Source organism: Maricaulis sp. (genome assembly GCF_048270095.1).
In the GTDB taxonomy this organism is placed as follows: Bacteria; Pseudomonadota; Alphaproteobacteria; order Caulobacterales; family Maricaulaceae; genus Maricaulis.
Map to the genome: position 1 here is coordinate 177,511 of NZ_JBLWTL010000003.1, position 26,871 is coordinate 204,381.

Consider the following 26,871-nt stretch of genomic DNA (forward strand, 5'->3'; position numbering starts at 1 on the left):
TGTCCTAACTCCCGGGCCTGGCCAGAACGAGATTAAGTTCGACCTGGCCATGATCCAGCCGTGCCATGTTGATGGACACCACCTCAATGCCGTACCGGCGTTCCATATCGACCAGCCACCCCATCGCGGCTCCGTAATCAGCGCGGTCGATATGTACACTCAACCGTCCGTCGACTCCCGGGACAATACCGGCAATAGCGATCCGCCGCGAAGTTGCGGCGGCACCGACAATGGTCCGCAACGGCCGGGACAGCTCGGACGCATTCTCGTTCACGGACGGCAGTGTGGCGTAGTCCGCCAGACCATCACGAATTTCGCGATACTGTTCGAAGGCCAATGCATACTCGCGGCGGGCCCGCTCATGGAAATCGAGCAACGGCCCGGCCAGAAGGGTCTGGACCAGCCACGCCAGAACGAGGCCGGCAAAGGCCAGGATCATCACTTGCTCGCGGCCCGTGCGGCCAGCCAAATGCGCGGGAATGCTCGACAATAAACCGGTCATGGGATCCTCAGGATGAAATCGCCGTCTATCCCGGCGGTGCCATCGCGCGCGCCCTGATCGACCAGCTCCATATTGCGCGCCCGCGCGTCTTCGCTGAGCGCGTCGAAATCGGAAAATACACCATATCTGGCCGAGACGCTGAGCTCAGGCCGGGACTGATCATAACGGACCGTCTCGATTACGACGGAGTCATGCCCGTCCGCCAGACTTGCCAGCCCGGCCAGGAGTGGAAGGAAACCTCCACTTCGCTCGCGGCCGTGACGCTGGGCAAGGCGCTCGTGAAGAATCCTGCCGGCGCGCACCGGATCAAGCGATCCGGAAATAGCCGGGAATGTGGCCTGCACCATTTCGACAGTCGCCGTGTCATAGCGTTCGGCCCGTTGCAGCAGATAGACACTCTCGCCGATCATATAGAGTCCCAGACCGAGGAGCAGGCTGGCTGCGAGGGCGGCGCTGCGTGCAAACAGACGAAGCGTCCGCGACCAGTCAAGACCGGCGCCAAGCCGCTGGCCCAACAGCGCCGGCATCCGTTTCAACACCGTCTCGGGCAAGCCATACGCTGCCAAATCGAGTGGCGTGTCCTGCAGAGCGTCTATGCTCTCACCAGCCAGTCCCAGCGCCGGCGAGACCGCAATCGACCCCTCGCTGGCCGACGCCGCCAGGCTGTGCAGCAGTGAGTCGAACATGCGCCCGTTGCAGGCGCCGCCTACGGCCCGGCCGGGCTGGCGCAGCGCTTCACCATAGAGATAGATAACCCGGCCCCGCTCATGGCGCAGTGTCAACGCGGCATCGAATTCGGCGACAAGCAGACAATCGGGGACCGTCGACACGGTCCCGCGCAGATAGGGCCGGCACGTGTCGCGCCACGCTTCGACGACGTTTGTCGCCGCCGCGAATACCCATCGCTGCCCGTCCTCGCCCGGTGTTCCGATGGCGACATCGACGTCTTCGAGCCGGGAGGCGAGCTCTTCCTCAATCAGGAATGGCGCGGCCTGGCGGGCATCGTATTCTGACCGGGTTGGCAACTCGACCTGACTCACAAAGACATCGTCAGAGCAAAGCACGACGACCGTAGAGCTGATCGAGTGCAACAGTGCGATATCCAACGAGCCCGCACCTTCACCGGACGAGACCTGCACCGGGGCTTCACGGTCGCCCTCAAGGATCGACCAGCGCAAGCCGTCCGGCAGGGTTGGAAACAGGACGAGGGTCTGGCTCATAGGAAAATTCCATGCCTTTGCGTCACGCGGGTGACCTGCCGCCCGCCACTCACTTGGACCTGCTCGCGCAGGGCGTATCGAATGCCGGCGTATTGCACCGTTATTTCGATCTCGAAATAGCGCGAGGTCACTCCGATTTCCGGTCGTTCTGCGGAATCGAGCTCGAGGGCCCGCATACTGTCTGTGGCCCAGAATGCCTCGATATCGGCATAGCCGGCCGCGGGCCGCTGAAGCAGCACGGTCTCGGCCTCGGCTCGGGTAAGGGCGCCATTCAACGCCGCCACCATCAAGGGCGCCTGATCGAGCCGCAATGTGTTGATATTGAGTGCCAGTGGGTGAGCGCCGGGAAAGGCGCAGATCAACGGCGCCACGCGCAGATAGGCGTCAGCCGTGACACCGGCGACTGCGCGCAACTCCTCGACTTCCGACAGATAGGTATTGCCGGTGCGGTAGGTCCGCTGATCGCGCAGATAGACCTCGTCCTCGGCGCCGGACGTGACCGGCCGCAAATCGCTGTCGACCCAGTCGGCCGTCGCCGCGGCGATCTGGATCGCCTGACCGGCCGCGATCCCGGTCTGTGTCAGAAGGCGCTCGAATTGACGTTGTTGATCGGGGTTGGTCGCAAGCCTGCCCTGGGCATCGGCGGTGACAAGTGCGTTGGGATTGAAGCAGTTGTGGGCGTCTCGGATCTCGCCGGTGATCTCTCCGCCATCGATCGGGAAGACGCGGGGCGTGTTCAGCCAGCCGGCATCGGGGCGGAAAGCCTCGCTGGAATCGTCGAGCGCCCGCAATAGCAGCACCTCGGCGTAATCGCGCGCGCCAAGCCCATACCAGTGAGCCTGGTCGCGAACGTCCATATTGGCGGCCTGGCGCAGTGACAGGCGCATCCCGGAGGCAATCGCGAGTGCCAGGCTCGACATTAGCGCGACCAACAAAATGGCCGTGATCAACGCCGCACCTGCCTGCTTGTCCGCGCGCGCGGTCATGCCACCACCCTCACAGCTGAGGTCAGGACAAGATGCTCGAGCCGGCCCAGACCGGCGAGGCTGTAATGCAGCCGCACGGCGCGCGGAAGCGCGGCAGCGGAACCGGCGGAGTCGACCGGCACCAATATCGTCTCGACCCAGACCGCTCCGTTGAGAACTTCGAGCCCGACCTCGCTGACACCCTCGATCAGGATCTGTTCACGGAAGCCATTTGTAAGACCGGCATCCGGATGGCTTCGCACCCGCCGTACGATGCGATCGCCCCGCAGGACGTATTCCACCCGGATCAGGGAGCTGCGCGTCCGGCCGGAGCTGGTGTCGATGGCACCTCCGCGCGTGAAGACCAGCAGGATGAGGTCGGTCGGTGCCGCCGTCTGACGATCCGGGACGCCGTTGGCTGCAGCAGCAAACACGACCGGGTCGCGCCTTCCATCCGCTTCGCGCACCGGTCGCAGTGCCAGCTGTCCCATGTCGTCACGCAGCATCACCCGCATACGTTCGAGCGAACCGACGCGGTCGAGGGCGCCATTAACCTGCTCCGATCCCTGGACGCTGGTCGAGAGCAAGGTCACTGCCACGCTGGCCATCAGCGCAAAAACAAAGGATGCGACCAGAACCTCGAGCAGAGAGAAGCCGGCCTGGCTTTTCGCAGTGCTCATCCGCCGCTCCCGCGCCGGAAGGTTTCGAGACGGGCCAGCTCACTGCCGGTGCCGGCCCCATTGACGAGCAGAATGACGCGCTGCAGATCGCGGTCAATCGTTGGCTCGACCCGGAGCTGCCAGGCATAGCTGGCACCGGCCAGTTCATACGTGCCCGCCTCCCCGCCGCGCAGCCGCGATTCCAGCAGGGCCCGGTTGAGCAGGTTTTCGGCAGCCATTACCGCCAAGGTGCGTTCCTGGATCGCGGCCGCATTGCGAGTCGAGCTCTGCATGAGGCTGAGCATACCGATCCCGCCCAGCGCCAGGACCACCAGTGCCATCATGACCTCAATGAGAGAGAATCCAGACTCACTATGGGTGCTGCAAGACGTCATCCGGCGAGGGACTCCACGCGCAGGCGTCCGGTATCGTCGAGCAGGATGGCGTAGCTCTGGCTGCCTCCCTCAAGCAGGATCCGGAACGGGTCATTGAGTCCGGCCGGATCGAAGAACACCGCCGGGTACGCGACCACACCGTCCGGATGCCAGGCCAGGGCGATCATGTCGCTGCGCAGCGAAATCTCGGAGGCGAAGCCGCGCGGCTGCAAGGTCGGGTGATTACGCAGCAACCGCCACTCGCCATCGACATAGTTGGTGAAGGCATAGCCACCATCTGTGAGCGTCAGGCCAACCGGCTGGCCGGAGATTACGGCCTCTTGCTCGGCCTCGTGCAGCCGCACAACCAGGCGCTCGGCTTCGCGGCGCAAGGGGTCGCGCTCGGGTGAGGCGGCAAGCGCGATCGTGGTCGCCATCAGTGCCATGAGCGATACCGCGATCAGCACTTCAAGCAAGGAGAAACCCGACTCCGTTGAGGTGTTCACCTTCATGTTCCACGCTCCCAGTTTCCAATGTCGGCATCAAGCCCTTCGCCGCCTTCACGGCCATCGCGGCCCAGGGAAAAGACGTCGAACACGCCGTGTTCTCCCGGGTAGACATATTGATAGACATGACCCCATGGATCGTCCGGCAGGCGACGGATATAGCCCTGCTCGCGATAGGTCGCACCGCGGCCCTCGGGCACCTCAACGAGCGCCTGCAGCCCCTCTTCCACGGTTGGATAGCGCCGCGCGTCGAGCCGGAAAGCGTCGAGCGCCTGCTCCAGAACCGCGATGTCGGCGGAGGCTTTCTGGACCATCGCCTGGTCCTGCGCCGGCATGACATTGATGACCACAATCGTGGCGAGGAGGCCAAGGATCGAAATCGAGATCATGATTTCAAGCAATGAGAAGCCAGCCTCGCTGCCGGTGGCGTCAGTGTCTTCATCATACAGGGTCATAAGAGCCTCCTTAGCCGAGGACGAGCGTGTTGAGTTGCAGGATGGGCAACAGGATGGATAGAACGATCAGGACGACCAGGACTCCGAGCACCAGGATGATTGCCGGCTCGAGCAAGGACAGGCTGACCGCGATCGAGCTGTCTATATCCCGGCCGAGCTGGTCCGCAGCCCGCCCGAACATTTCATCGAGGCGGCCGGAGCGTTCGCCCGCCGCAACCATGTAAATCACCAGCGAAGGTATCCAGCCGCCGCGGTTCAGCGCGTCTGACAGGCCGCGCCCGCTCTCCACATCCGAGACGACGACCGCGATCATATCCTGGAAGGCGCGGTTTGATCCGGCCCGGCCGGCAGCCCTCAGGGCGTCGGGCAGGACCGTGCCCGAGTTAATGAGGATGGACATTGTGCGGGCAAAGGCTGCCGCCTCGACCTGACGCAGAAACGAGCCGATCAAGGGCACACGGACCACGACCGCATCATGGATCCGGCGATAGGCCGGCTGTCGGTAGGCGAAAACAAAGGCGATCATACTGCCGGCCAGGATCGCGCCAATCCAAGGCCAGGATGTCGCGAGGAAGCTGGAAATCGCGATCATGATGCGGGTCAAGGTCGGCAGGCTGACGCCCATGCCGGTGAATTGCTCTGCAAGGCGGGGCACGACGAAAAGCATCAGCATGGTGATGACGCCGATCGCGACCACGGCCAACACCGCTGGATAGACTAGGGCGCCGACAACCTTGCTGCGCACGACATCTTCAGCTTCGAGATGGTCGGCGAGGCGAGACAGCACCATGCCGAGACTGCCGCTGGCCTCGCCCGCCGCGATCAGGGCCCGATAGACCGGCGGAAAACTGCCTGGAGCAGCGCCCATCGCATCGGCCAGCCGGCTGCCCTCGGTGACGCGTGTGCGCACCGCCATAATGATGCGCCGGATGGCATGCTTTTCGACCTGGCGCCCGACCAGATCCAGCGATTCCTCGACGGGCATGCCGGCATCGATCAACTCCGCCAGCTGGCGAGTGATGAGCATCAGGTCGCGCGTGCCCAGATCGTGCTGCGAGGCGTATTCGATCCACTGACTAACCGCATTGCCCGGCGTTTGTGTGCCACGGCGTGAATCGGCCCGGCGCAGGGCCAGGGGCGCCATGTGCTGCAGGCGCAGTTCGCGCCGCGCGGCCAGTTCTGAATCCGCAGTGATCAGGCCGGTTTTCTTGTGCCCACGGCCATCAAGCGCACTGTATTCAAACGCCGGCATGACGCACGCCCCCGTCATCACGGCACAGACGCAGCACCTCAGCCAGGCTGGTCTCGCCGCTCATGGCCAGCCGCGCACCATTCTCGAACAAGGTCTGGCTGCGCGCAAAGGCATGCGCCGCCATTTCACTTTCGCGGGCATCCTCATGGATAAGCTTGCGCAGGACTTCATCGACCTCGACGATTTCATAAATCCCGACGCGGCCTGTATAGCCTAGCGACTTGCAATCCGGGCATCCTGTGGGCCGGTAGAGGATCGCATCTTCCGCCTCGCCGAGACCGAGGATGTCCCGTTCGGCCGCATCGGGCTCATAAGGTTCGCGGCAGGCATGGCAAAGCTTACGCACAAGCCGCTGGGCGATAATCGCGGTGAGGGTTGAGGCGAGCAGATAGGATTCGGCCCCCATATCGCGCAGGCGGGCGATCGCGGCGACGGCGGAATTTGTGTGAACGGTTGAGAGCACGAGATGGCCGGTCAGGCTGGCCTGCACCGCGACCTCGGCGGTTTCGGCATCGCGGATCTCACCGACCATGACGATATCGGGGTCCTGTCGCAGTATGGCGCGCAGCCCGCCGGCAAAGGTCATCCCGATCTTGGCGTTGACTTGGGTCTGGCCGATCCCGTCGACGGCGTATTCAATCGGGTCTTCTACGGTCAGGATGTTTCGGGCCAGTGTGTTGAGCCGATTCAGGCCCGAATAGAGCGTGGTCGTCTTGCCGGCACCGGTCGGGCCTGTCACCAGCACCACGCCATTCGGCTGCGCCAGCGCCCGCTCATACGCGGCGAGCACCTCCGCCGACATGCCCAAATCCTCGAGCCGGAATCGCGCATCGGAGTTGTCGAGCAGGCGCAGAACCACGCGTTCGCCATTCCGTGACGGCAGGGTGGAGACGCGGATATCGACTGACTTGCTGCCGAGTGAAAGCGACAAGCGGCCATCCTGCGGAAGCCGCTTCTCGGCGATGTCCAGGCGCGCCATCACCTTGATGCGCGACACCAGTAGTTTGGATAGTTTGGCAGAAACGCTGGCCGCCTCCTTCATCACCCCATCGATGCGGTAGCGGATAACAACGCGATCGCTGAAGGATTCCACGTGCACGTCAGACGCCTGCATGCGCACGGCCTCGGCGATCAGACCGTTGATCAGGCGGATGACCGGAGCGCTGGAGGAATCGTCCAGCAAGTCTTCGGATTGGGGGATCTGGTCAATCAGGTCCGAAAGCGACTCGCCCCGTGTCGTCTCCTCCAGCTCGGTCTCATCGAGTCCGGCATAGGCGTAAAGGTCCCGCAGGAGCTGGTCATACTCAACAGTCCCCATCTCGCTGACGGGGTAGTTGCCGCCAACAACCCGATACACCTCGAGGAGTCGCCGCCGATCGGCACCCGACCTCACCACATACCGCGGTGTTTCGCCGGGTATGAAGGCGATGCCCGCCTGGCGCGCAAACGCATAGCGTACCGGGGGCAAGGAAACGGAGGCCAGTGTCTCGGCCATGATCAGTCTTCAACCTCTGGCGTGCGCGTCGAGGTCGCATCCATCATGCTCATCAGGGCTTCCAGGCTGCTCGCACCGTCAGGATGCGAGAGGCGCTGCTCGCGCGTAATGTAATCATAGCGTCCGTCGGTCACGGCCCGCATGTCATCTGCGCTCCTGATGATGGTCGGGCGGATGAAGATCATCAGATTGGTCCGGTGCGTCGTACGCGAGCGCGACCGGAACAGATTGCCGATCCCGGGCATGTCGCCCAGGACAGGCACCTGGGAATTGTCGACGTCATCATCTTGCTGGATGAGTCCGCCGAGCACGATGATCTCGCCATTATCCGCCAGCACGGTTGTCGTCACACGACGCTTGTTTGTAACCAGGTCGGTGGAGTCGCCGACTACGGTTCCGGCAACACTGGAAACTTCCTGTTCGATATAGAGCCGGACCGTTCCACCTTCGGTGATCTGCGGCCGGACCAGGAGTTTGACGCCAACCTCCTCGCGCTCAATGGTGCGGAAAGGGTTGGAATTGTTATTGCCGAGGGTCTCACCCGTGGTGATCGGGATTTCCTGACCGGAGATGAAGCTCGCCTCTTCATTGTCCATGGCCAGGATAGACGGCGTCGCGAGCACGTTGGAATTAATGTCGTTCTCGACGGCATTGAGGACCAGGCCAAACAGGCCGCCATTGCCCAACTGGCCCCCCAGGCCAATCGCGCCGCCACGCACGCCAAGCAGGGAGGCCAGGGCCGCATCCCGGAGCTCGCCAACGACGGTATCGGTGCTGTCGCCGGGCACCGCCACCGCACCGGCAAGGGCGAGAAGGTCGGGATTGGCCGAGGAGTAGCGAGTGAGGGCCAGCGGCGTGGTGCTGTCATCACCGCCCGCGAGCATCATCTGAACCCCGAGTTCGCGCGCCGCGCTGTCGGATATCTCGACGATGATGCCCTCGACGAGGACTTGCGGCCGGCGCACGTCGAGCTGACGGATAACGCGCTCAAGCTCGCGCTGGATATCGATGCTCGCATTGATCACAAGCGCGTTGGTCGGAACGTGGTGCGCGACCGTCGGCCGCCGCTCGCCCGGAGCCCCCTCGCTCATGGCGTCGACCATTTCCTCAAGGATTGGCAGCAGCATTTCGCCGTCGGCATTGTTGAGATAGACGACGCGAAATCCCTGGTTGGACACGCTCGCCGCATCAACGCGACGGATCAAGGTGGCCATATCGCGAACGGCATTTGCGGTGCCACGCAAAAGCAGGGTGTTGGACGATGAGAGTGATGCCACAGTGACACCGCTACGCGTTTGCCCTTCACCGGCACCGCCCGAATTGTTCGAGCGCTGGACAATGAGGCTCATCTCCGAGGCCGAAGCGTTCTGCAGCTCGACCATCTCATAGACGGAGGTATCGCGGTCGAGATCGCGGACCACGTCCCGGATGCGCTGCATGTTTTCGGCGAAGTCCACGACTACGAGCGCATTGCTGCCCGGGGCCGCATTGACGCTGCCCTGCGGATGAATAATTGGGCGCAGGACACCGAGCGCGTCCTGGGCGCTGGCATGCTGGAGATGGATCACCCGGGTCGCATACTGGTCGCCACGAATTTCCGCATTCACCGGACTGACCGAACGCGCACCGGCCTGGTCCGGCACGATCTGGTAGGCGCCCGACGCCGTCGGCACGACGACATAGCCATGCACGCGCATGGTCGAAAGGAAGACCTGGAAATACTCGCCTGCCGTCAATGGGATTTGCGACGTGATCGTCACACGGCCGCGCACTGACGGGTCGACAATGAAGGTGTGACCGGTCACCGCCGAGACATCGTCGATGACAGTCTGGATATCGGCCTGGTTGAAATTGACGACGCTGTCCTGGGCCTCGGCAATGCTTGCCGAGACAATAGCCAACACAGCCAGGAAGGCTGCCGCCCATTTTGTAATCGCAAGCATCAGGACAAATCCACCTGGAGGGTCAACGGCACACCGCCGCGACGGATTGAAAGAGAGATAGTTTCGTGGCCCTGCAGGCTCTCGAACAGTTCGGCCACATCGCCCGCCTCAGCGAGAATCTGGCCGTCAACCGCGAGCAGGATGTCATCGCGGCGCAGGCCGAGCGCGGTGAGGGCAACATCGGATTCGGTTGCCATCCGGTAGCCGATCAACTCCCGGCCCTCGAACACCGGTTCGACGCGGAAGATGTCACCGGGCGCCCGTCCTCGCGTGCGGCCGGCTGACGCCGCCACCGCCGCCGGGGCAGACGTCGCTGCCGAAGGCCGGGTTTCACGCAAAACCAGCGCTTCCAGTACGCCGCGCCGGTCAATGATGATGCGTTCCTCGTCGAGCGAATAGAGGGTGACGCCGTCGACGATTTCATCGCCGGGGCGGAATATCCCGTCCCGGCCATCAGGCGTCTGCAGGAAGGCAACGCCGTCGGCAGCGGCCTGTCCGGTACGGATGCCGCGCACGACCAGATTGAGGCGGGATTCCGGAATCGCGGCGATTTCGACAGCGCTCGACAGGGAGGCCGTGCGATCGGCGAATAATTGCGCCGATGGCAAGCTGCCGATCTCGGCTGTATGGCGGGCATCGCTGGCGCGACCACCTGGCTGGACTGCGTCGTCGAACGACATGTTCGCTGCACTGGCACCGAAGGCGATGAACCAGATTGCGTGAGCCAGCAGAAGGCCAAACAGGGCGACAAGAACGAGCTCGCACCCGCTCGCCAGAACAGCCAGCGCGCGGTCGCGGCCAGATCCTGTAACCAGATATTGTGCCAACTTGCTCATGCCAATGTTGCCCACAGCATGATCCGTGTCACGGACCAGCGAAAAGGGTCGCGATGCCGACCCCCGTTGGCCTTCCGATTACACGTGACTCCCGACAGTTCTGCGACACCCGCATGACAGTTTCGCAACACCGCGAAAAGCCGATTCAAGGCAAGGGAATGGGAGGTGTGCCGCGAGCGGGGTCCGGTGGGCCAGGAATAGGCTGGCCGGTGGCCCGGCATGCGGGGCGGACGCTGAGGTCCGCCCCGCCGCTGAGTCTACCAGGTCCGGCTCACCGAAACGCTGAACGTGGTACCCAGGTCATAGGTATCGACGGCGAGTTCGGCCCCGCCGGCACTCTGGGTGGCGCTATAGCCGTCACCCAGAATATTGCGCACGGAGAAGCCGACATCCCAGTCTGCTTCCGCGACATTGATCGTGCGGCTGTAGACGAGGTCAAGGGATGACGGGACCTGCTCGACGATCTCGGGAAGACTGTCAGACAGGTTGGCCACGGCCCGGGTCCGGTCACTGACATAATTGTAGAGCAATGCACCGCGCGCCCGCCCGTCAAAGGTTTCGAAGCCGACCTGGACGTTGAACAAGTGCTCTGACTGACCCTGAAGGGTGCGACCATCTTCAATGAAGCCGGCCGCATTGAGCACCAGCGCCTGTGGGTTGCCGAAGGCACCCTGGGCGACGGTGACCGTACCTTCGCCGGACACTTCCGACTGGATGTAGGTGTAGTTGGTCTTCACGAACCATTCGCGGTCATTGAAGAAGGGCTGATCCCAACGGTCCGAGAAATCGAAGGTCTTCTCGTACTCGAACTCGGCTCCTGTAAGGGTCGCGCTCGGTGCGTTGATAAAGGAGGTATTGAGACCATCGCCGATCGGGATGATGAATTCCTCGATCGGATTGGTCAGTTCCTTGTAGAAGGCGCCGATCGTGACAAATTGTTCCCGGCCGAAATAATATTCGAGGCGAGCGTCATAATTCGTCATCTCGGTGTTTTCCAGGTAGGGATTCCCCTGGAAGCGCTGATCGGTGTCCGTGTTGAAGAATTCGGCAAAGGCCAGCTCGCGGAATTGCGGGCGGGCGATCGTCTGGGAGTAACCGGTCCGAAGCTGGAGATTGTCGGCAAAGGTCCAGGTCAGCGTCACGGCTGGCAGGACATAGTCTACCTGCTGTTGGGTTTCGGCCAAGCCGCTATCGGCCGCGCTGGCCGGGAAAGCGAAGGTGTCGACACTCAACTCGCCGTCTTCGAAACGGGCTCCGAATGCGGCCCGGACGAAGTCGGTCAGTTCAAGATCGGCGCCGACATAGTAGGCATCGACGTCAAGCTGGCCGTGATACGCCTCCGGCAGGGACAGGCCACCGGTCTCGATGAGACGCAGGCGCTCATCCGTGATGTTCTGGTTCGCAAAAATATAGTCGATACGGCTGCTCAGCAGCTCGGACGGGATGCCAACCGAACCCGGTGCGAAGGAGAAGCGACGCGTCCAGGCATCACGCTCGCGACTGGTATTGGCGTAACCGGCCGTCAGCGAGACGTCCATCGAGCCAAGCTCGACGGGAAGTTCGAAGTCGACACCATAGTCGGACGTGTTGTCTTCAACCTCGGAGAAGGAGGTCGAGTTGCCGTTGACCGTGCCTTCATAGACGTAGCCAGCCCCGGTATAGGCGTAGTCGGCATTGCGCTGATAGGGTGCGTCACGGGTCGCGGTCGCATCGGAAATCCGCCATTCGATGGAGAGTCCGCCGAGACTGTCAAACAAATGTTCCCCGGTCAGCTGATTGAACAGAACCTGGCGTTCGAACCATTCGGTGCTGTCTGTGCGGAATACGCCATTGGCGCCGGCATTGAACTCTTCCTCGATGCGCGCTTCCTTCGAGGTCGAGCGCAGTGCCATGGTCAGGAAGTTGACCGAATGGTTGTTGTAGAAATCAACGCCGACCGACACCATACCGGAGACGTCGATCGTGTTTTCGGTGCCGAAGAAATTATTGATCCCCTCGCCGGGAAGTGCGATTCCCGAACGGTCGGCGAGCGGGGGCCCGTTCTCATAGACCAGCTCATTGCCGGCGCCAATCCGGCCCTTGCCGCGCTGACCTTCGCGCGTTTCCCAGGCATTGCTGTACTGGGCAGCCGCGATCACGCCGAGCGAGAAGTTTTCGAAGTCGTAGCGATCACCGGCATTGAACGAGATCGAGCCATTGGCGTCGGTGTCGACATTCTGGACAACCCAGAGCTCCGAATTGACGAGCGAGCGGCCGATCGCCTGCTGCTGGTCGGCCGGAAGGTTGTTTCCAACGCGTGTGGTCTCGAACACCGAGGCCAGCTCGGCCGGGATGTCACGCAAACCGTCATCATAGCCCAGCCAGTCCGTGTCAGACCCGTGATAGGTGATGCCGCGATTTCCGGTCGTGATGGTGTTGAAACTGCCATCGACGCCAGCCGTGAAGAAACCTTCCTCCGGCAGGGCCGAGGTCTCGATCCCGATGACGCCGCCACCGAACTCACCGGGGAAGCGGGGCGAGAAGGTTTTCTGGACGAGGACGTTGGACAGGATATTCGTCGGGAAAATATCGAGCGGGGCCGCACGCCGGAACGGTTCCGGTGAGGGCATAGGCGAGCCGTTGAGCAGCGTGTTGGAATAACGCTCATTCAGGCCGCGAACGACGACAAACCGGCCTTGTGTTGTCGACAGGCCGGTGATCCGCACCAGCGCACCGGCAAGATCAGAATCGCCCGTCGTGATCAGGTCGTCGATCGAGAGGGACGCGGAAACCTCGGAGGTCACGCGGCGGGCTTCGGGGATATACTGGTAGCGCACCGTGATGACTTCAACATCACTGGGGCTGTCCGCATCCTGCGCAAACGCAGCGGCCGGCACCAGCGTCGTCGACGCAAGGAGTGCGGCCATGAATGCCATACGATTCGTTTTCATCTTCATCACCGTGAGACTTCGGTTGAACGGAACCAGTTCCCGGCCGGCATCTGCCGGCCGGGAGAGTGGTCGTGCGTTACGGAGTGACCTGGAAAGTCCAGCCCTGGTACCAAGTGTCGTTGCTGTCCTCGACGGCCCCGATATAGGTGACCGGTTCGAACCAGCTATCGAGCGCATTGACGTCGGTCGTATTGACCGCCAGCTCGGTGGCCCCGGGAACAACACCGGTGGAACCCGGGATGAAGGTGAAACCGCTCATCGAATGGGTGATTTCGGCATTGTCAGCCTGACCGAGGAACCAGGTCGACAGATCGACCGGATCGCCGGCAGTTTCCTTGAAGTTGGTCAGGCAATCGAGCACGGTCGACTGGATGATGAGGTCTTCATCACCCGCAGCGCCCGAGGCACCGATACGGTCGAAGGTTTCGGTGTCGTCGACATTCAGACAGGCATTGCCAAAATCAACCACGATGCCGTTATAGAGCTCGCCTGCGGTGCCGGCACGGATCAGCATGCCTTCATCGGAGTCGTTGGAGCCCGCTCCATTGCGGCGGCCGATCAGGGTGAAGTTGGAGATGCGTGGGTTGGAGCGTGGCAGCAGGGCGTTGTTGGACGAACGGTTGTCCCACTCGAAGCCCTGATCGCCATCATCCGACTGCTGGATGATCACGAATTGGGCGCGGCCGATCCAGCCATCAGTGTAATCCATCGAGTCGTCGGAATTGCCGGTCAGCACCAGGTGGCGCAGATCGACAGCACCGCCGAACATCTCGACGCCATCATCGGCATTATTGTGGACCTGGACATAATCGACTTCCGTGCCGCTGCCGACACCCTGGAAGGCGATGCCGTTGAGCTCGTCCTCATTATTCACCTTGAAGCCGGCATAGCGGACCTGGGTGTAGAAGATATTGCCAGAGTCATCCGTCGGATCGGCACCACCGAACAAGCCGGAAGAGCCCTCACCGGATTTCTGGCAATCGACCGTACCGCCGGTTGCGGTGCCATCGGTACAGGCATTGATCGGTGCGCGACCATTGATGACCAGACCGCCCCAGAGGCCGATCTCGGTGGCACCGACCGTGCCGTCGACATCCGCTCTAGCCGTCATCACGACGGGGGCAGTGCGGGTACCGTTGGAGCGAATGGTCGAACCGCGGGCGACCACGACGTAGTCGGAGCCGGCCGAACCGAACAGGGTGACGCCCGGATCGATGGTCAGCTCGACTTCGATGCCCGAAGGCGCCGGGCTGGCGGCATCGGGACCGCGGTCGACACCGACGAAGACCGGGCCGACGACTTCATACATCGAACCGCGGGTCAGATGCAGGTCGGCAGTTACATTGCCGGTGATCTGACAGATGCGCTGATTGTCGATCACTTCAGCGGACTCGGTGGTGCCGGTCGGGCAACCCGGATCAGCGAAGAGATTATAGGTCCAGCCGGCGGCCCAGTTGGAAGCCGCACTCTCGGACGCCGAGAAAGCGCCGATATAGCTGGTCAGCTCAAACCACGGGTCGAGGGCGTTGACGTCGGTGGTGTTCACCGCCAGTTCGACCGGTCCCGGGAAGACGTCCGACATCGTATTGTCGATTTCGGCATTGTTGGCCTGGCCAAGGAACCAGTCGGAGACATCGACCGGATCACCGGCGGTTTCCGAGAAATTGACGACGCAATCGAGAGCAACCGATTGCATGATCAGGTCTTCATCGCCGGAAGCGCCGGTGGCGCCGATGCGGTTGAAGGTCTCGGTATCATCAATATCGAGGCAGTTATCGCCGAAATCGACGACGATGCCGTTATAGAGCTCGCCGGCAGTCCCGGCGCGGAGCAGCATGCCCTGGTCGGAGTCATTCGAGCCGGTGCCATTGCGCTGACCGATCAGCGTGAAGTTGGAGATACGCGGATTGGAGCGCGGCAGCAGGGTGTTGTTGGACGAACGGTTGTCGAACTCGAAGCCCTGGTCGCCATCGGCGGACTGACGCACGAGGACGTATTGGGCCCGGCCGCGCCAGCCATCGGTGTAATCCATCGAGTCATCGGAATTTCCGGTCAACACCAGGTGGCGGAGATCGACGGTTCCGCCAAACATTTCGACGCCGTCATCGGCATTATTGTGGACCTGGACATAGTCGACTTCAGTGCCGCTGCCGACACCCTGGAAGGCGATGCCGTTGAGTTCGTCTTCATTGTTGACCTTGAAGCCGGCGAAGCGAACCTGGAGGTAGCGCAGGGTACCGGAGTCATCGGCCGGATTGTCGCCGCCGAACAGGCCCGAGGAGCCCTCACCCGACTTGACGCAATCGACACTGCCGCCAACAGCCGTGCCATCGATACAGGCATTGATCGGTGCGCGGCCATTGATGACCAGACCGCCCCATTGACCGTATTCCGTGGCGCCAACCGTGCCTTCGATGTCGGAGCGCGAGGTCATGACGATCGGCGAGTCCGCCGTACCCGCCGCTTCAATGCGCGAACCGCGGGAAACCACGAGATAGTCAGAACCGGCAGAGCCGAACAGGGTCGCACCAGGATTGATGGTCAACGTCACCGTTGAACCGCCAGCGGCTTCGCCGAGGGGCTTCTGCGGCGTGGCTCCATCATCGATACCGACGAAGACCGGGCCGGTGATGATCACGCCGGCATTGGCGGCGATCGTGGTGTCAGTCGTAATGTTGCCGGTAATCTCACAGGCATTGATTGTGACAGAGCCATTGGTGATGCTGGCCTCGCGGATCGAACCGGTGCCGCAGCCGCCAGCCGGGACGAGATCAATCACGACATTACCGGTGCCGCCACCGGTGCCACCCCCGGCTGGAGGTGTTCCGACACTACTGTCGCCGGGCGACGAGATCGATGTATCCGAACAGGCTGCGAGCACCACACATGCGGTACTGGCCAGCAGAAATTTGCGGAATTCGTGCTTCGACATTTGAGGGACCCCCTAAAGAAACCTTGCGATGTGGGCCGATCCCGACCGACCCGTTTCGGGCTTGGCCCTATAGAGGCTGTGTGACGGTGCCGTGACGTGGCGCGGTCTGGAAGGCCTGCTGGCGCAGGGGAAACCCGACTTGGCCGCTAGTTCTGGATTTCGGAAATTCTGGAAGAAGAGCGCCGGGGAATGACGTGAGAGCCGAGTGGCTCCGAGATAGACCCGGATTGGCTACTGGCTTGAACTTTTTGTGACCATTCATTGCGTTTGGTGCTGCCGGGCGGTTCGAGGGCCGGTAGGCGAAGCTCACATGCCTTCACAACCGCCTGTCTTGCACAGACCGCTGCAGTCATCACGCGGCCCGGGGGCCGCCCTGTGGACAACTGGCACAACTACACTGAAAAATAGGAGTGGTTTGGTGATTATATAGATGACTGAACAGATGGTTGATTCGCGGATGGAAACCCCTTTAGAGCGTGAGCCTCATGGTCTCCGCTTTGAGGCCGCTAACGACGCTCTCCGCTTTGCTGATGAATGCGTCAAGAACGGCAACCGCTTTTTGGCCGCCAACAATAGGGGCGTCACCCAGCGATACTTGAAACAAGAAATTGTAATTAAGTTGGATTTGGCCCCCAGGGGCGATATGCCCCAAGGTCAACTCTTGCTTCGCGCCGTCCCAGGCATGGAGGGGTGTAAAGTCACGCCCAACACCCCAAGACCCAACGTTATGGGTGGCCTCGGGGGTGGAGACGAGTATGGTCTGGTGCTTGTTCGGGCCAGAGAGTCGGCCCAAGCTCCAGAGCAAATCATCCCCTCCGAGGTATGGCTTCATGTGCGCGAGGAACGGTCTGAGCGTGACCGGGATTGTCTTGTATCTCCGAGATTCGAAGATGGCTTCGAAATCCTTGACGTCTTTGGCAAAAGGAAAATAGCAGTTGGGCTTTCCCCCGCGGATCGTCACGACCGCGGCGTTTGTGGCTTGGTCGAGCGAGTGTCGGACATTGTTGATCCCATCGGAGAAGACAGGGTGAATGGACCGTGGAAGCAGGTCTGGAAACCGGAGCTTGAGGAACTTGCCCCCGGTTTGTGGGTCCGGCTCCTCGAATGGGGCGGCCTTCACCGACTTGAAGCGTTCGGTGCATCGCGCTTCAAATTCGGCGCGGTTTTCTTTAGCCCGACCGATCAAGAGTTCTGCACTTTCGAATGGGTCGACTGACATGGTAGAGTTCCATTTAGTTTAGGAGGCAGCCCTGATGAGCGACGACACACTGCCAGACGAGGAGGCGGCGCGGATACGCGACGAAGCCCTAAAGCGTATGCTGGAAACCCCGCCGGAGCCGCACGATAGCGGCAAGAAACAAGAAAAGAAGCCCGCCAAATAGGCGGGTTTTTTCATGGAGAAATCGATGGATATCGAAGGGATGGTTTTCACCCGTCCGGGGCTACTTCTTTCCCCAAGTCGGCTTGATGCCGAGTGCGCTCTTTGTGAGTTTGTCGATCTCGGCTTTAGCGAGTTCAACGGACTTCGCCTTCAGCTCTCCGTAGGTGCAGAACTCGAAGCCACACGATTTGCATTTGACGATGGACTCGTCAGTGGCGTCGTCGTCCGTAGTAAGGATGGTTCCCCCGCACTCCTTACACTCGAAGGTGACTGTTAACTGATCTTCTGACATTCATCGGCTCCTTGTTTGAGGACGCCACACTACCCTGAGTCATTCACCTACGCGAATCGTGGAACGCGCGGGTTGCGCCGATTATTGTCGGCGCTTCCACTTCACGAATTTGATACCCTTAAGCTGCGGCACCGTGGAATTGAGCAGTCCGCCGATAGGTCAGGCGCTTGCCCTCGGCAGCGCGGACGATATTGTCGCGGCGCTCTGCGTCATTGACGCCCAGCCTCTCGCGGTTGTTGTAGCGGAAATCGAACTCGGCAAGGTAGCGGTGCAGGTGCTTCTCTTTGCAGTGCTGATATACGCCGCGCATCCCGCGCTTGAAGATCGAAAACACGCCTTCGATGGTGTTGGTGTGGACAGAGCCGCGCACGTACTCGTCGGCTGAGTGGCGGACGCTTTCATGGCTGGCGTATTGCTCACCCGGCAGAGTGTAGAGGCGGCTTTCATCGGTGTAGAGGACGGTTTCGCGGCTTACGTTCTCAAACAGGATGGTGGCCACGGTGTCACGGTTCGCCTTCTCAACGTGGAATGAGCGAACATTGCCGCCACGTTCAACCAGAGCCACCACCGCGCGCTTATTCGACGGGCCGCGACCAGCCTTTGACTTAAGGAATGGCGTGCCGTCCTTGCGAACCTTGGACGGGTTTTCGACTTTGCCGAAATAGGTTTCGTCGGCTTCGACAGTTTTGCCTTCGCCGCCCATACCATCGGAGCCGGGTGCGCGGTCATCACGCATGGCTTCGCGGATACGGTGGCACATGAACCAAGCCGTCTTGTAGGTGATGCCGATAGTGCGGTGGATCTGATGCGCGCTGATGCCCTTTTTAGAGGACGCCATCATCTGCGTAGCTAGCAACCACTTGTGCAGCGCGACCTTGGAACGCTCATACACGGTGCCGACGCGGACGGTGAACTTCTTGCGGCAATCAGAGCAGTGATACCAGCCCGGCCCCATAGACTTCCCACCAAGCGCTTTCACGGTGTCCCGCTCGCCACAGAAGGGGCACACCGGGCCATTTGGCCAGCGGATTTGCTCAAGGTGAGCGCGGGCCGAGTCTTCATTGTGAAAGATGGGGTCAGTCAGATTGCACATGGGTCTATCTCCTTGAACCCATACAACCATCTCAGGCGTGTTCAGTCAAGTATATAATCGCCAGTGGTTTCCTATAATTTCGAGAATACGCGAATTACCAAACAATCATATAACGTGAAATTATGCCAATTCGAGAATTCGGGTATTTTGCTCTTAAGAGCCGTAAGCATAAGAAATAACACAAAATATAGTATCTTCGACATATTCTTACAGAACACCTTTTCATCCGTACCCGGACGCGTTAGAATTGCGACAATTAGATGTCAAACACGGCGTCTGGATCAATGAAACGGAGCAATTTATCATGATGCATTCCTCCCGGCCGTTCGCCATCGCAGGCGCCGTCTTCATGCTGCTGGGCGCCGCGCCTGTTGTGCAGGCACAGTCCACCAACGTCTTCACCTTCCAGACCGATCAGGCCACACTTCGGACCGAGGCCGGAACCCTGGAAACCTATGAGCGTCTGGTGACGCAAACCGGACAGTATTGCGAGCAGTTCGACCTCGGCGTGATGAGCGAGCAGTGCGAGGCTGAAGTTCTGGCGGCCGCCATCGCCCAGGTAGATAGCCCCGGCCTTGCAACGCTGCACACCGCCCGGCTGGCCGAGCAGGCCCGTCACGCCCGGCAAGATACGGCGACCCCCACGAGCTAAAGCGCCCCGTCCAACTCGTGACCACAGGATTGACCTGCTCCCCGGCGGCAAGCGACGCTTGCTTCCCGGGGATTTTTGGCCGGGCCCGGGGTTTCAGCCCGTCGCGATTTCCGGGCTCCGATTGTCGGGGCAGGGTCAGCTGGAGGCGACACAAAACCTTCATTTCACACCCTGCCTGCCGCTCGATATAGCTCCCCGCACACCGCTGCCTGGAGTCGCGAAACATGAGAGCCCTGCTTGCGATCTTCGCACTCACCCTGACCGCAGGATGCACACAGCCCGACACGGTCAATGATGTCGCGCCTGCATTTGGAACGGACAATCTTGCCACCTCGCAGGCCTGTTTCACCGAAAATCCCTCCAGCTTGCTTGAGCCGGGCCAGACTTTGCTGGAACGCGGCCCTGACGGCATAGTCAAGATTTCCAGCCGCGTCGGAGGGCGAGCCGCGAATCTCGAATTCTCGGTCACGCAGATGCCGGACGCATCCCGTCAGGCGCTTGACGCTGCGGCAGCTGATTTCTTTCAAGGCGCAAGTGCGATCTATGATGTGACCAGCAACATCGTCATCTATCACCGTGCGACTGATGGCACTCTGTGCACCGTAACCGGTGACGGGGCGATCGGACGGACGCTGATGGCGACCGCCCACAGCCTCGCCGACACCGAATAGGGCGCCTTCTGACGAGCGACACGCCCCAGAACCGCCGTCAACCTCTACACGGATGGATGTTGTCAGACACTGGCGAACGGTTCTCGAAGGCCGCGGCTCATCCTGCGCACGACATCGACCTCCACGGACACCTCGCCGGGTTGCCACGCCCCGGTTCCGTTGATCGTGGCTCATGACCGGCGTTAACCCGACACGGCCGCTTTCTCGCGCCCGCTGAGTGGTGGATTTCATTTGGGGGGATGTATGGCGGTGAGGGTGGGATTCGAACCCACGAGACGGTTCCCCGCCTACACACTTTCCAGGCGTGCGCCTTCGACCACTCGGCCACCTCACCGCGAGGAGCGCGGACTATACGCATCACGGGGGCTAGAGCAAGTGACCTCAATCAGCTGTGGCAGACCAAGCTGCAGGGGCCGGCTGGCGCAGGCCTGCGGGCAGCGACAGTTTCGGCTCTGGCAATCGCGCCGGGAGTGCCTATTTTGACGGCAGCCTCTAGCCAGGAAACCACCATGACCGAGCCCGCCTCCAATCCTGCCATCATCGCGGCCGACCAGGCCCTGCCCGGCCGCACTACGCCCATCGCCACGGCCAGCCATCATTTCGTGACGGGCCGGCCCCTGAAGGTCGAGCGGCCGGAGATGATGGAGGAGATCTTCTTCGGCATGGGCTGTTTCTGGGGCGTGGAACGCCTGTTCTGGGAAGCCGAGGGTGTCTGGCACACGGCAGCCGGCTATGCCGGCGGACACACGCCCAATCCGACCTATCGCGAGGTCTGCTCCGGCTCGACCGGTCATGCCGAGATCGTGCGGGTGATCTATGATCCGCAACAAATCCCCCTCTCCGCCCTGCTCAAGCTGTTCTGGGAGGGCCACGACCCGACCCAGGGCATGCGCCAGGGTAATGATCGCGGTAGCCAGTACCGCTCGGCGATCTATGTCACGACGCCGCAGCAAGCGCTGGAGGCACAACTCAGCCTGACGGCCTACAACGAGGCGCTGACGGTACATGGACGCGGACCGGTCACGACCGAGATCGCCGAAAGCCTGCCCTTTTTCTATGCCGAGGATGATCACCAGCAATATCTCGCCAAGAATCCAGGCGGCTATTGCGGGCTGTCCGGCACCGGTGTCGTCTGCCCGATTGGCACCGGGATCGACGTGGCCTGAGACCAGACTCGCCTGAGGCCTGAATCGCGGCAGCATCGCCCCGACCGGGGAATCGCCGCAGATTGACACCCGTGCAGGTCCACCGGGCCCGCCGCATGATTGGGAAACGAATCCTTGAAACGCCTGATCGCCTTCGATGTCGACTCGACCCTGTTGCGTGTTGAATCCCTCGACATGGCGCTCGAGGCTGCCCTGTCGGCCCTGCCCGATGCGACCGACGCCAAGAAGCGTCTTCATGACATCACCAATGCCGGCATGACCGGCCGGATGGCGCTGCGCGAATCCCTCGAGGCACGCCTGAAACTGGCCTCGCTTGACCGTGCCCTGGTGCATAAAATCGCCGAAGACCTGCGCCGGCGAGTGACGCCGGGCATGGCGGCCCTGCTGCGGCAATTGCGAGCCCAGGGCGATGAATTGCACGCGGTCTCAGGCGGTTTCGCCGACCTGCTTGAACCGGTGCTGGGCGATCTGGGGTTTGGCCGCAGCGAAATTCACGCCAATGAATTCGTCTACCAGAACGACCAGGTCGTCGGGCTCGATCCCGATTGTCCGCTATCGCGCAATGGCGGCAAGGCGGAGGTTCTGAACCGGATCTCGCGCCATGCCGAAACCACCATTATTGTCGGCGATGGCATGACCGATTTCGAAGCCTTCGAGCAGGGCGCGGCCGACAAATTCATCGGCTTCGGGGTCATTGCCCAGCGCGAGGTGGTCCTCGCCGCAGCCGAATGGGCCGGCGAGAGCTATGTCCGCAGCGTCAATGCCCTGACCAGCCTGCTCAAGACCTAGCCGGCGATCAGGCGCGCCCGGATCGTGCCGTCCATCGCCTTGATGCGATCAAGGAAATCGGCGGGCAGATCGCCCTCGAGATCGGCAGCGACATAACCCAGCTCACCGCGGGTTTCCAATTGCTGGGCCGCGATATTGGCGCCGGCCGCACTGACCGCATCATTGAGCCGCGACAGATAGCCCGGCGCATTGCCGTGAAAGCTCAGCAGCCTCACCCGCCCGGCCTTGATGGTTCCCGGCTCGATCTCGGGGACATTGACGGCGCCCTTGGTGGCACCATGGCTGAGGAAGCGCGCAAGCTTGGCGGCGACATCATCGCCGATTGCCTCCTGGGCCTCGAGCGTCGAACCGCCGACATGCGGGGTGAGAATGATATTCTCGAACTTCTGCAGCGGCGTCACGAAGGCCTCATCCTTCGAGGCCGGCTCCTTGGGGAAAACATCGACGGCGGCGCCGATCAGATGGCCGCTTTCCAGCGCCGCGCACAGGGCATCAATATCAACCAGATCGCCGCGTGCCTGATTGATCAGGATCGAGCCCGGTTTCATGCGGGCAATCGCCGGGGCATTCATCATGTTGTGGGTTGTCGGCAGCGAGGGCACGTGCAGCGTGACGACGTCACACATTTCAAGCAATTCATCGAGACTGCCGACCGAGCGCGCATTGCCGTGGGCGAGCTTGGGTTCGACATCGTAGAAATAGACATGCATGCCCAGCCCGCTGGCGAGAACGCTCAATTGCGAGCCGATATTGCCGTAGCCGACAATGCCGAGCTTCTTGCCGCGGACCTCGTGGGAATTGCTCGCCGATTTGAGCCATTCGCCGCGCTTGGCAGCAGAAGAGCGTAGCGGCACGCCGCGCATCAGCATGATCACCGACGCCAGGGTCAGCTCGGCGACCGAGCGGGTATTGCCGAACGGACCATTGAAAACCGGAATGCCATGGCTGGCGGCAGCGTCGAGATCGACCTGGTTGGTGCCGATACAGAAACAGCCCAGCGCCAGCAGGCGTGGCGCGGCTTCAAAGGCAGCTGCAGTCATCTTGGTGCGCGAACGAATGCCGGCAATCCGGGCATCGGCGAGGGCGGCGTGCAAGGCGGCGGGCTCGAGCGCCGAGGCATGACGTTCAATGTGCAATCCCGCGGCCAGCAGGGGCGCATCGGCCACCGGGTGGAGATTTTCAAACAGGACGGCGGTATCGGTCATAGGGCGCTCCCAGGATTGTGGCGCCAGACTAGGAGGATTTCGCTGCACCGCAACATCCCCCGGAGGATATTTGCACGCATGTGATGATTTTTCGCAGTCAGCAGCGCTGATCATGCGTCAAACAGACCAGGATCGCGCAAGAATCGCCTCAACTGGCCTCATAGGCGGCGCGCAGCCAGCCCGATACCGCCTCGTCGACCTCATCGGCGCTTTGCAAGCGCACACGATGGCTGACCATCGCATTGAATGACCCCGCCGCCTCCAGCCGTCCCGTTGGCGGCATTGAACCGAGATTGAGCCCGAGATCGAGGCGCGTTTTGGTCGAGGGCTGCACGATGGCGAATTGTTTCGACCGCCTCAGCGAGACATAGGCCTTCTTCGGCGCCAGTTCGACGTCATCGCCCAGGGCACTGGCGATCTCCATCAGGCGGTCATGGATCGGCCGCAGGGCTGCCTTGCCGGCATATTGTGTCTCGACCAGATCGGCCTCGGCACTGGCTGTCTGCGGCGCGAGGCGTTCGGGATTCAGGCTCACCGTCGCCACGAGATTGGCATAGCCATGTGTGAGACCCTGCTCGCCCTTGAGCCAGGCGAGGATCTTGCCATGCTTGCGCTCGGGAACCGTGCCAGCGAGCACCAGCCATTCGTCGAGCGAACGGCCGGTCTTCTCCGGCATGTTGGCGATCATGCTCTGCAGCATCTCGTCAGGCGTGGCCATGCGATATCCCTCCCCGTGAAAATCCGGTTCAGGCTAGCCAATCAGGCCGGATCAGAAAACCCTTATTCGGCCGGAGCGGCGCCGGCATCAGGCGCCAGCGCGTGCAGGGCGGCGAGTGTCAGGGTGACATGTTCGTTCGGGTTGTTGTCAGTGTGCTTGAACGCGATCTCACCATCGGCGGCGATCACATAGGAGGTGCGGTTGGTCCAGCCCGGACGCATCATCAAGCCGACGCTATAGGCCGAGACCGTCTCACGATCGACAGCCGCGACCGGAAAGGCGCTGGCACAATGCGCCTCGGAGAATTCGGACAGGCGATCCGTATTGCCGGCGGTCAAGCCAATCAGGGTGGCGCCGGCGGCGGTGAATTCGGCAGCGGACTCGGCAAACAACGCCGCTTCGATATTACAGCCACCAGTGAAGGCGGCCGGGAAGAAATACATCACCACCGGACCTTCGCTCAGCGCCTCGGCGAGATCGAAATGGAAGGCGTCGCCACCAAGAAACCCATCGGCCTGGAATTGCGGAGCGACATCGCCGACTTCGGGCGCGGCGAAAGCCGGCGCGGCAAGACAGGCGGTGACGGCAAGGCTGGCGAGAAAACGGCGCATGGTGAACTCCAGGGGTTGGGGCAGAGATATCCTACCGCATAAATGCGCCCTGCCGGACAATATGCAAGGGCGCGCGGCCAATCAGGCGGCTCGCTCACCAGAAGGTGAACGCACGCAGCCTAGTTATCATCCATCTTCAGGGCCGCGATGAAGGCTTCCTGCGGGATATCGACCTTGCCGAACTGGCGCATTTTCTTCTTGCCGGCCTTTTGCTTGTCCAGAAGCTTGCGCTTGCGCGAGGCGTCGCCGCCATAGCATTTCGCGGTCACGTCCTTGCGCATCGCCGACAGGGTTTCGCGGGCGACGATACGGCCACCGATCGCGGCCTGGATCGGGATCTTGAACATGTGGCGCGGGATCAGGTCCTTGAGCTTTTCGCACATGGCACGGCCGCGCTGTTCGGCCCGGCCGCGATGGACCACCATGGAGAGCGCATCGACCGGCTCGTCATTGACGAGGATCGACATGCGCACGAGATCGCCCTCGCGATCATCGACCCAGTGATAATCGAAGCTGGCATAGCCCTTGGAAATGGACTTCAGCCGGTCATAGAAATCGAACACGACTTCATTGAGCGGCAATTCATAGACCAGCATGGCACGGCTGCCGGCATAGGTCAGCTCGAGCTGATTGCCGCGGCGATCCTGGCACAGCTTCAGCACGCTGCCGAGATAGTCGTCGGGCACCAGGATGGTCGCCTTGATCCAGGGCTCGGCAATCGACTTGATCTTCATCACATCGGGCATGTCGGCCGGATTGTGCAGGTCGATCTGGCTGCCATCGGTCATGTCGATCTTGTAGACCACGGACGGCGCCGTGGTGATCAGCTCGATATTGTATTCGCGTTCAAGGCGCTCGCGGATCACCTCGAGGTGAAGCAGGCCGAGGAAACCACAACGGAAACCGAAACCGAGCGCCGCCGATGTCTCCATCTCGAAGGAGAAGCTGGCATCATTGAGGGCCAGGCGTTCGATCGCCTCGCGCAAATCCTCGAACTCGGCGCTGTCGACCGGGAAGAGACCGCAGAACACCACCGGCTGGGCCGGTTTGAAGCCCTTCAGCGCCTGCTCGCACGGACGGCGGTCATCGGTGATGGTGTCGCCGACACGGGCATCACGCACCTGTTTGATCGAAGCGTTGAGATAGCCCAGCTCACCGGGGCCAAGGCTGTCGATCGCTTCTTTCTTGGGCCGGAAAACGCCGACACCATCGACCGGATAGGCACCGCCCGAACGCATCAGACGGACCTTCATACCCTTCTTCAGCGTGCCTTCGACGATGCGCACCAGGCAGATGACGCCGAGATAGGCATCATACCAGCTATCGACCAGCATCGCCTTGAGTGGCGCGTCCGGGTCGCCATGCACCGGCGGCGGCAGGCGCTTGACCACGGCTTCCAGCACATCCTCGATGCCGAAGCCCGTCTTGGCGGAAATCTCGACGGCTTCCGAGGCGTCGATCCCGATCACATCCTCGATCTGCGCCTTGACGCGCGGCACATCGGCGGCGGGCAGATCGATCTTGTTGAGCACGGGCACGATTTCATGATCGACCTCGATCGCCTGATAGACATTCGCCAGCGTCTGCGCCTCGACGCCCTGGGAGGCGTCAACCACAAGCAATGAGCCCTCGCAGGCGGCCAGCGAGCGATTGACCTCATAGGCGAAATCGACATGGCCCGGGGTGTCGATCAGGTTGAGAATATAGGTCTTGCCATCGCGTGCCGGATAGTCGAGGCGCACGGTCTGGGCCTTGATGGTAATGCCCCGCTCGCGCTCGAGCTCCATATTGTCGAGCACCTGCTCCTTCATCTCACGATTGGTCAGCCCGCCCGTAAACTGGATCAGGCGGTCGGCCAGGGTGGATTTACCGTGGTCGATATGGGCCACGATGGAGAAATTGCGGATTAGGGATTGATCTTTGCTCATGGGCGGGGAGGTAGCATTGCCGCGCGATCAGGCCAAGCGGGATGGGCTGTTTGCTTTATGCGCGCCGGAAAATCTCCACGCGGCTTGCCGCTGGAGGGATGGGAGGGTGTGGGACGCCGGCGAATGCCGTTAAGCGCTATGGTTAGTGAGTGTGACATCCGAGACGTCCCACACGTGCAGTTTTCCCGTTGCCTCTCGGCCCCGTTTCCAATCCAATCAGGTATTCGGGTCGGGCGTGTAGTGCCGTCAGACCTGAAAGGACGCCCTGCCAGTGCGCGGGATGTCACCCCTCTGCC

At 61.7% G+C, this 26,871-nt stretch carries 25 protein-coding genes and 1 tRNA gene; 5 read left to right on the forward strand and 21 right to left on the reverse strand.

Annotated features, from left to right (window positions below):
* Nucleotides 1-4 precede the first annotated feature (4 nt).
* The 14 genes from gspM to ACN0YJ_RS03650 all read right to left on the reverse strand — a co-directional run bounded on the left by gspM (nt 5) and on the right by ACN0YJ_RS03650 (nt 17,288).
* Nucleotides 5-502 carry a type II secretion system protein GspM gene (gene gspM / locus ACN0YJ_RS03585; RefSeq protein WP_417495368.1) on the reverse strand — a complete coding sequence of 166 codons (498 nt, stop codon included), beginning with the start codon at nt 500-502 and terminating at the stop codon, nt 5-7.
* Nucleotides 499-1,722, reverse strand: coding sequence for a type II secretion system protein GspL (gene gspL, locus ACN0YJ_RS03590; RefSeq protein WP_417495369.1), 1,224 nt, complete (start codon nt 1,720-1,722; stop codon nt 499-501). Before gspL ends, gspM begins: the two co-directional genes overlap by 4 nt.
* Nucleotides 1,719-2,708, reverse strand: a complete 990-nt coding sequence (gspK, locus tag ACN0YJ_RS03595) for a type II secretion system minor pseudopilin GspK (protein ID WP_417488510.1) — start codon at nt 2,706-2,708, stop codon at nt 1,719-1,721. The genes gspL and gspK overlap by 4 nt, the downstream gene beginning before the upstream one ends.
* A complete protein-coding gene (gspJ, locus tag ACN0YJ_RS03600) occupies nt 2,705-3,367 on the reverse strand; it encodes a type II secretion system minor pseudopilin GspJ (RefSeq protein ID WP_417488509.1) in 663 nt (220 codons plus the stop codon). The genes gspK and gspJ overlap by 4 nt, the downstream gene beginning before the upstream one ends.
* Nucleotides 3,364-3,741 (reverse strand): type II secretion system minor pseudopilin GspI, encoded by a 378-nt coding sequence (gene gspI / locus ACN0YJ_RS03605; RefSeq protein ID WP_417495370.1) that lies wholly within the window; start codon nt 3,739-3,741, stop codon nt 3,364-3,366. Before gspI ends, gspJ begins: the two co-directional genes overlap by 4 nt.
* Nucleotides 3,738-4,232, reverse strand: a complete 495-nt coding sequence (locus ACN0YJ_RS03610; RefSeq protein WP_417488507.1) for a GspH/FimT family pseudopilin — start codon at nt 4,230-4,232, stop codon at nt 3,738-3,740. The genes gspI and ACN0YJ_RS03610 overlap by 4 nt, the downstream gene beginning before the upstream one ends.
* A complete protein-coding gene (gene gspG / locus ACN0YJ_RS03615; protein ID WP_417488506.1) occupies nt 4,229-4,681 on the reverse strand; it encodes a type II secretion system major pseudopilin GspG in 453 nt (150 codons plus the stop codon). Before gspG ends, ACN0YJ_RS03610 begins: the two co-directional genes overlap by 4 nt.
* Before the next feature lie 10 nt (nt 4,682-4,691).
* Nucleotides 4,692-5,933 (reverse strand): type II secretion system F family protein, encoded by a 1,242-nt coding sequence (locus ACN0YJ_RS03620; RefSeq protein ID WP_417488505.1) that lies wholly within the window; start codon nt 5,931-5,933, stop codon nt 4,692-4,694.
* A complete protein-coding gene (locus ACN0YJ_RS03625; protein WP_417488504.1) occupies nt 5,920-7,428 on the reverse strand; it encodes a GspE/PulE family protein in 1,509 nt (502 codons plus the stop codon). The genes ACN0YJ_RS03620 and ACN0YJ_RS03625 overlap by 14 nt, the downstream gene beginning before the upstream one ends.
* A gap of 2 nt (nt 7,429-7,430) precedes the next feature.
* Nucleotides 7,431-9,371: a type II secretion system secretin GspD gene (gspD, locus tag ACN0YJ_RS03630; protein ID WP_417488503.1), complete on the reverse strand. Its 1,941-nt coding sequence runs from the start codon at nt 9,369-9,371 to the stop codon at nt 7,431-7,433.
* Nucleotides 9,371-10,207, reverse strand: a complete 837-nt coding sequence (locus tag ACN0YJ_RS03635) for a type II secretion system protein N (RefSeq protein ID WP_417488502.1) — start codon at nt 10,205-10,207, stop codon at nt 9,371-9,373. The genes gspD and ACN0YJ_RS03635 overlap by 1 nt, the downstream gene beginning before the upstream one ends.
* 257 nt (nt 10,208-10,464) lie before the next feature.
* Entirely contained in the window at nt 10,465-13,137 is a 2,673-nt protein-coding gene (locus tag ACN0YJ_RS03640) for a TonB-dependent receptor domain-containing protein (RefSeq protein ID WP_417495371.1), read from the reverse strand.
* A 76-nt stretch (nt 13,138-13,213) separates the two neighbouring features.
* The gene (locus ACN0YJ_RS03645; RefSeq protein WP_417495372.1) at nt 13,214-16,069 is read right to left on the reverse strand and encodes a hypothetical protein; all 2,856 of its coding nucleotides are present in this window, start codon (nt 16,067-16,069) and stop codon (nt 13,214-13,216) included.
* 469 nt (nt 16,070-16,538) lie between these two features.
* Nucleotides 16,539-17,288: a hypothetical protein gene (locus ACN0YJ_RS03650; RefSeq protein ID WP_417495373.1), complete on the reverse strand. Its 750-nt coding sequence runs from the start codon at nt 17,286-17,288 to the stop codon at nt 16,539-16,541.
* 34 nt (nt 17,289-17,322) lie between these two features.
* On the opposite strand from ACN0YJ_RS03650, the gene ACN0YJ_RS03655 reads away from it, so the two are divergent.
* Complete coding sequence (locus ACN0YJ_RS03655) at nt 17,323-17,451, forward strand: hypothetical protein (RefSeq protein ID WP_417495374.1); 129 nt, start codon at nt 17,323-17,325, stop codon at nt 17,449-17,451.
* A gap of 60 nt (nt 17,452-17,511) precedes the next feature.
* On the opposite strand, the gene ACN0YJ_RS03660 is transcribed toward ACN0YJ_RS03655, so the two are convergent.
* Both ACN0YJ_RS03660 and ACN0YJ_RS03665 read right to left on the reverse strand, forming a co-directional pair.
* Complete coding sequence (locus tag ACN0YJ_RS03660) at nt 17,512-17,742, reverse strand: ECs_2282 family putative zinc-binding protein (protein ID WP_417495375.1); 231 nt, start codon at nt 17,740-17,742, stop codon at nt 17,512-17,514.
* Between the two features lie 118 nt (nt 17,743-17,860).
* Complete coding sequence (locus ACN0YJ_RS03665; RefSeq protein ID WP_417495376.1) at nt 17,861-18,835, reverse strand: IS1595 family transposase; 975 nt, start codon at nt 18,833-18,835, stop codon at nt 17,861-17,863.
* Between the two features lie 304 nt (nt 18,836-19,139).
* Between ACN0YJ_RS03665 and ACN0YJ_RS03670 the strand changes: the two genes are divergently transcribed.
* Nucleotides 19,140-19,487 (forward strand): UrcA family protein, encoded by a 348-nt coding sequence (locus tag ACN0YJ_RS03670; RefSeq protein WP_417488499.1) that lies wholly within the window; start codon nt 19,140-19,142, stop codon nt 19,485-19,487.
* 224 nt (nt 19,488-19,711) lie between these two features.
* Nucleotides 19,712-20,158 (forward strand): hypothetical protein, encoded by a 447-nt coding sequence (locus tag ACN0YJ_RS03675; protein ID WP_417495377.1) that lies wholly within the window; start codon nt 19,712-19,714, stop codon nt 20,156-20,158.
* 244 nt (nt 20,159-20,402) lie between these two features.
* On the opposite strand, the gene ACN0YJ_RS03680 is transcribed toward ACN0YJ_RS03675, so the two are convergent.
* Nucleotides 20,403-20,492, reverse strand: a tRNA-Ser gene (locus ACN0YJ_RS03680).
* Nucleotides 20,493-20,667: 175 nt separating this feature from the next.
* On the opposite strand from ACN0YJ_RS03680, the gene msrA reads away from it, so the two are divergent.
* Both msrA and ACN0YJ_RS03690 read left to right on the forward strand, forming a co-directional pair.
* Complete coding sequence (gene msrA / locus ACN0YJ_RS03685; protein WP_417495378.1) at nt 20,668-21,324, forward strand: peptide-methionine (S)-S-oxide reductase MsrA; 657 nt, start codon at nt 20,668-20,670, stop codon at nt 21,322-21,324.
* Between the two features lie 114 nt (nt 21,325-21,438).
* Nucleotides 21,439-22,113 (forward strand): HAD-IB family phosphatase, encoded by a 675-nt coding sequence (locus ACN0YJ_RS03690; protein ID WP_417488496.1) that lies wholly within the window; start codon nt 21,439-21,441, stop codon nt 22,111-22,113.
* Here the strand turns inward: ACN0YJ_RS03690 and serA are convergent.
* The 4 genes from serA to lepA all read right to left on the reverse strand — a co-directional run bounded on the left by serA (nt 22,110) and on the right by lepA (nt 26,575).
* Nucleotides 22,110-23,318 (reverse strand): phosphoglycerate dehydrogenase, encoded by a 1,209-nt coding sequence (serA, locus tag ACN0YJ_RS03695; RefSeq protein ID WP_417495379.1) that lies wholly within the window; start codon nt 23,316-23,318, stop codon nt 22,110-22,112. The two genes, ACN0YJ_RS03690 and serA, sit on opposite strands and share 4 nt — an antisense overlap.
* A gap of 148 nt (nt 23,319-23,466) precedes the next feature.
* A complete protein-coding gene (locus tag ACN0YJ_RS03700) occupies nt 23,467-24,036 on the reverse strand; it encodes a DUF5655 domain-containing protein (protein ID WP_417476761.1) in 570 nt (189 codons plus the stop codon).
* A gap of 62 nt (nt 24,037-24,098) precedes the next feature.
* Nucleotides 24,099-24,647, reverse strand: coding sequence for a peroxiredoxin (locus ACN0YJ_RS03705; protein ID WP_417495380.1), 549 nt, complete (start codon nt 24,645-24,647; stop codon nt 24,099-24,101).
* A gap of 119 nt (nt 24,648-24,766) precedes the next feature.
* Nucleotides 24,767-26,575, reverse strand: a complete 1,809-nt coding sequence (gene lepA / locus ACN0YJ_RS03710; protein WP_417495381.1) for a translation elongation factor 4 — start codon at nt 26,573-26,575, stop codon at nt 24,767-24,769.
* Nucleotides 26,576-26,871 lie beyond the last annotated feature (296 nt).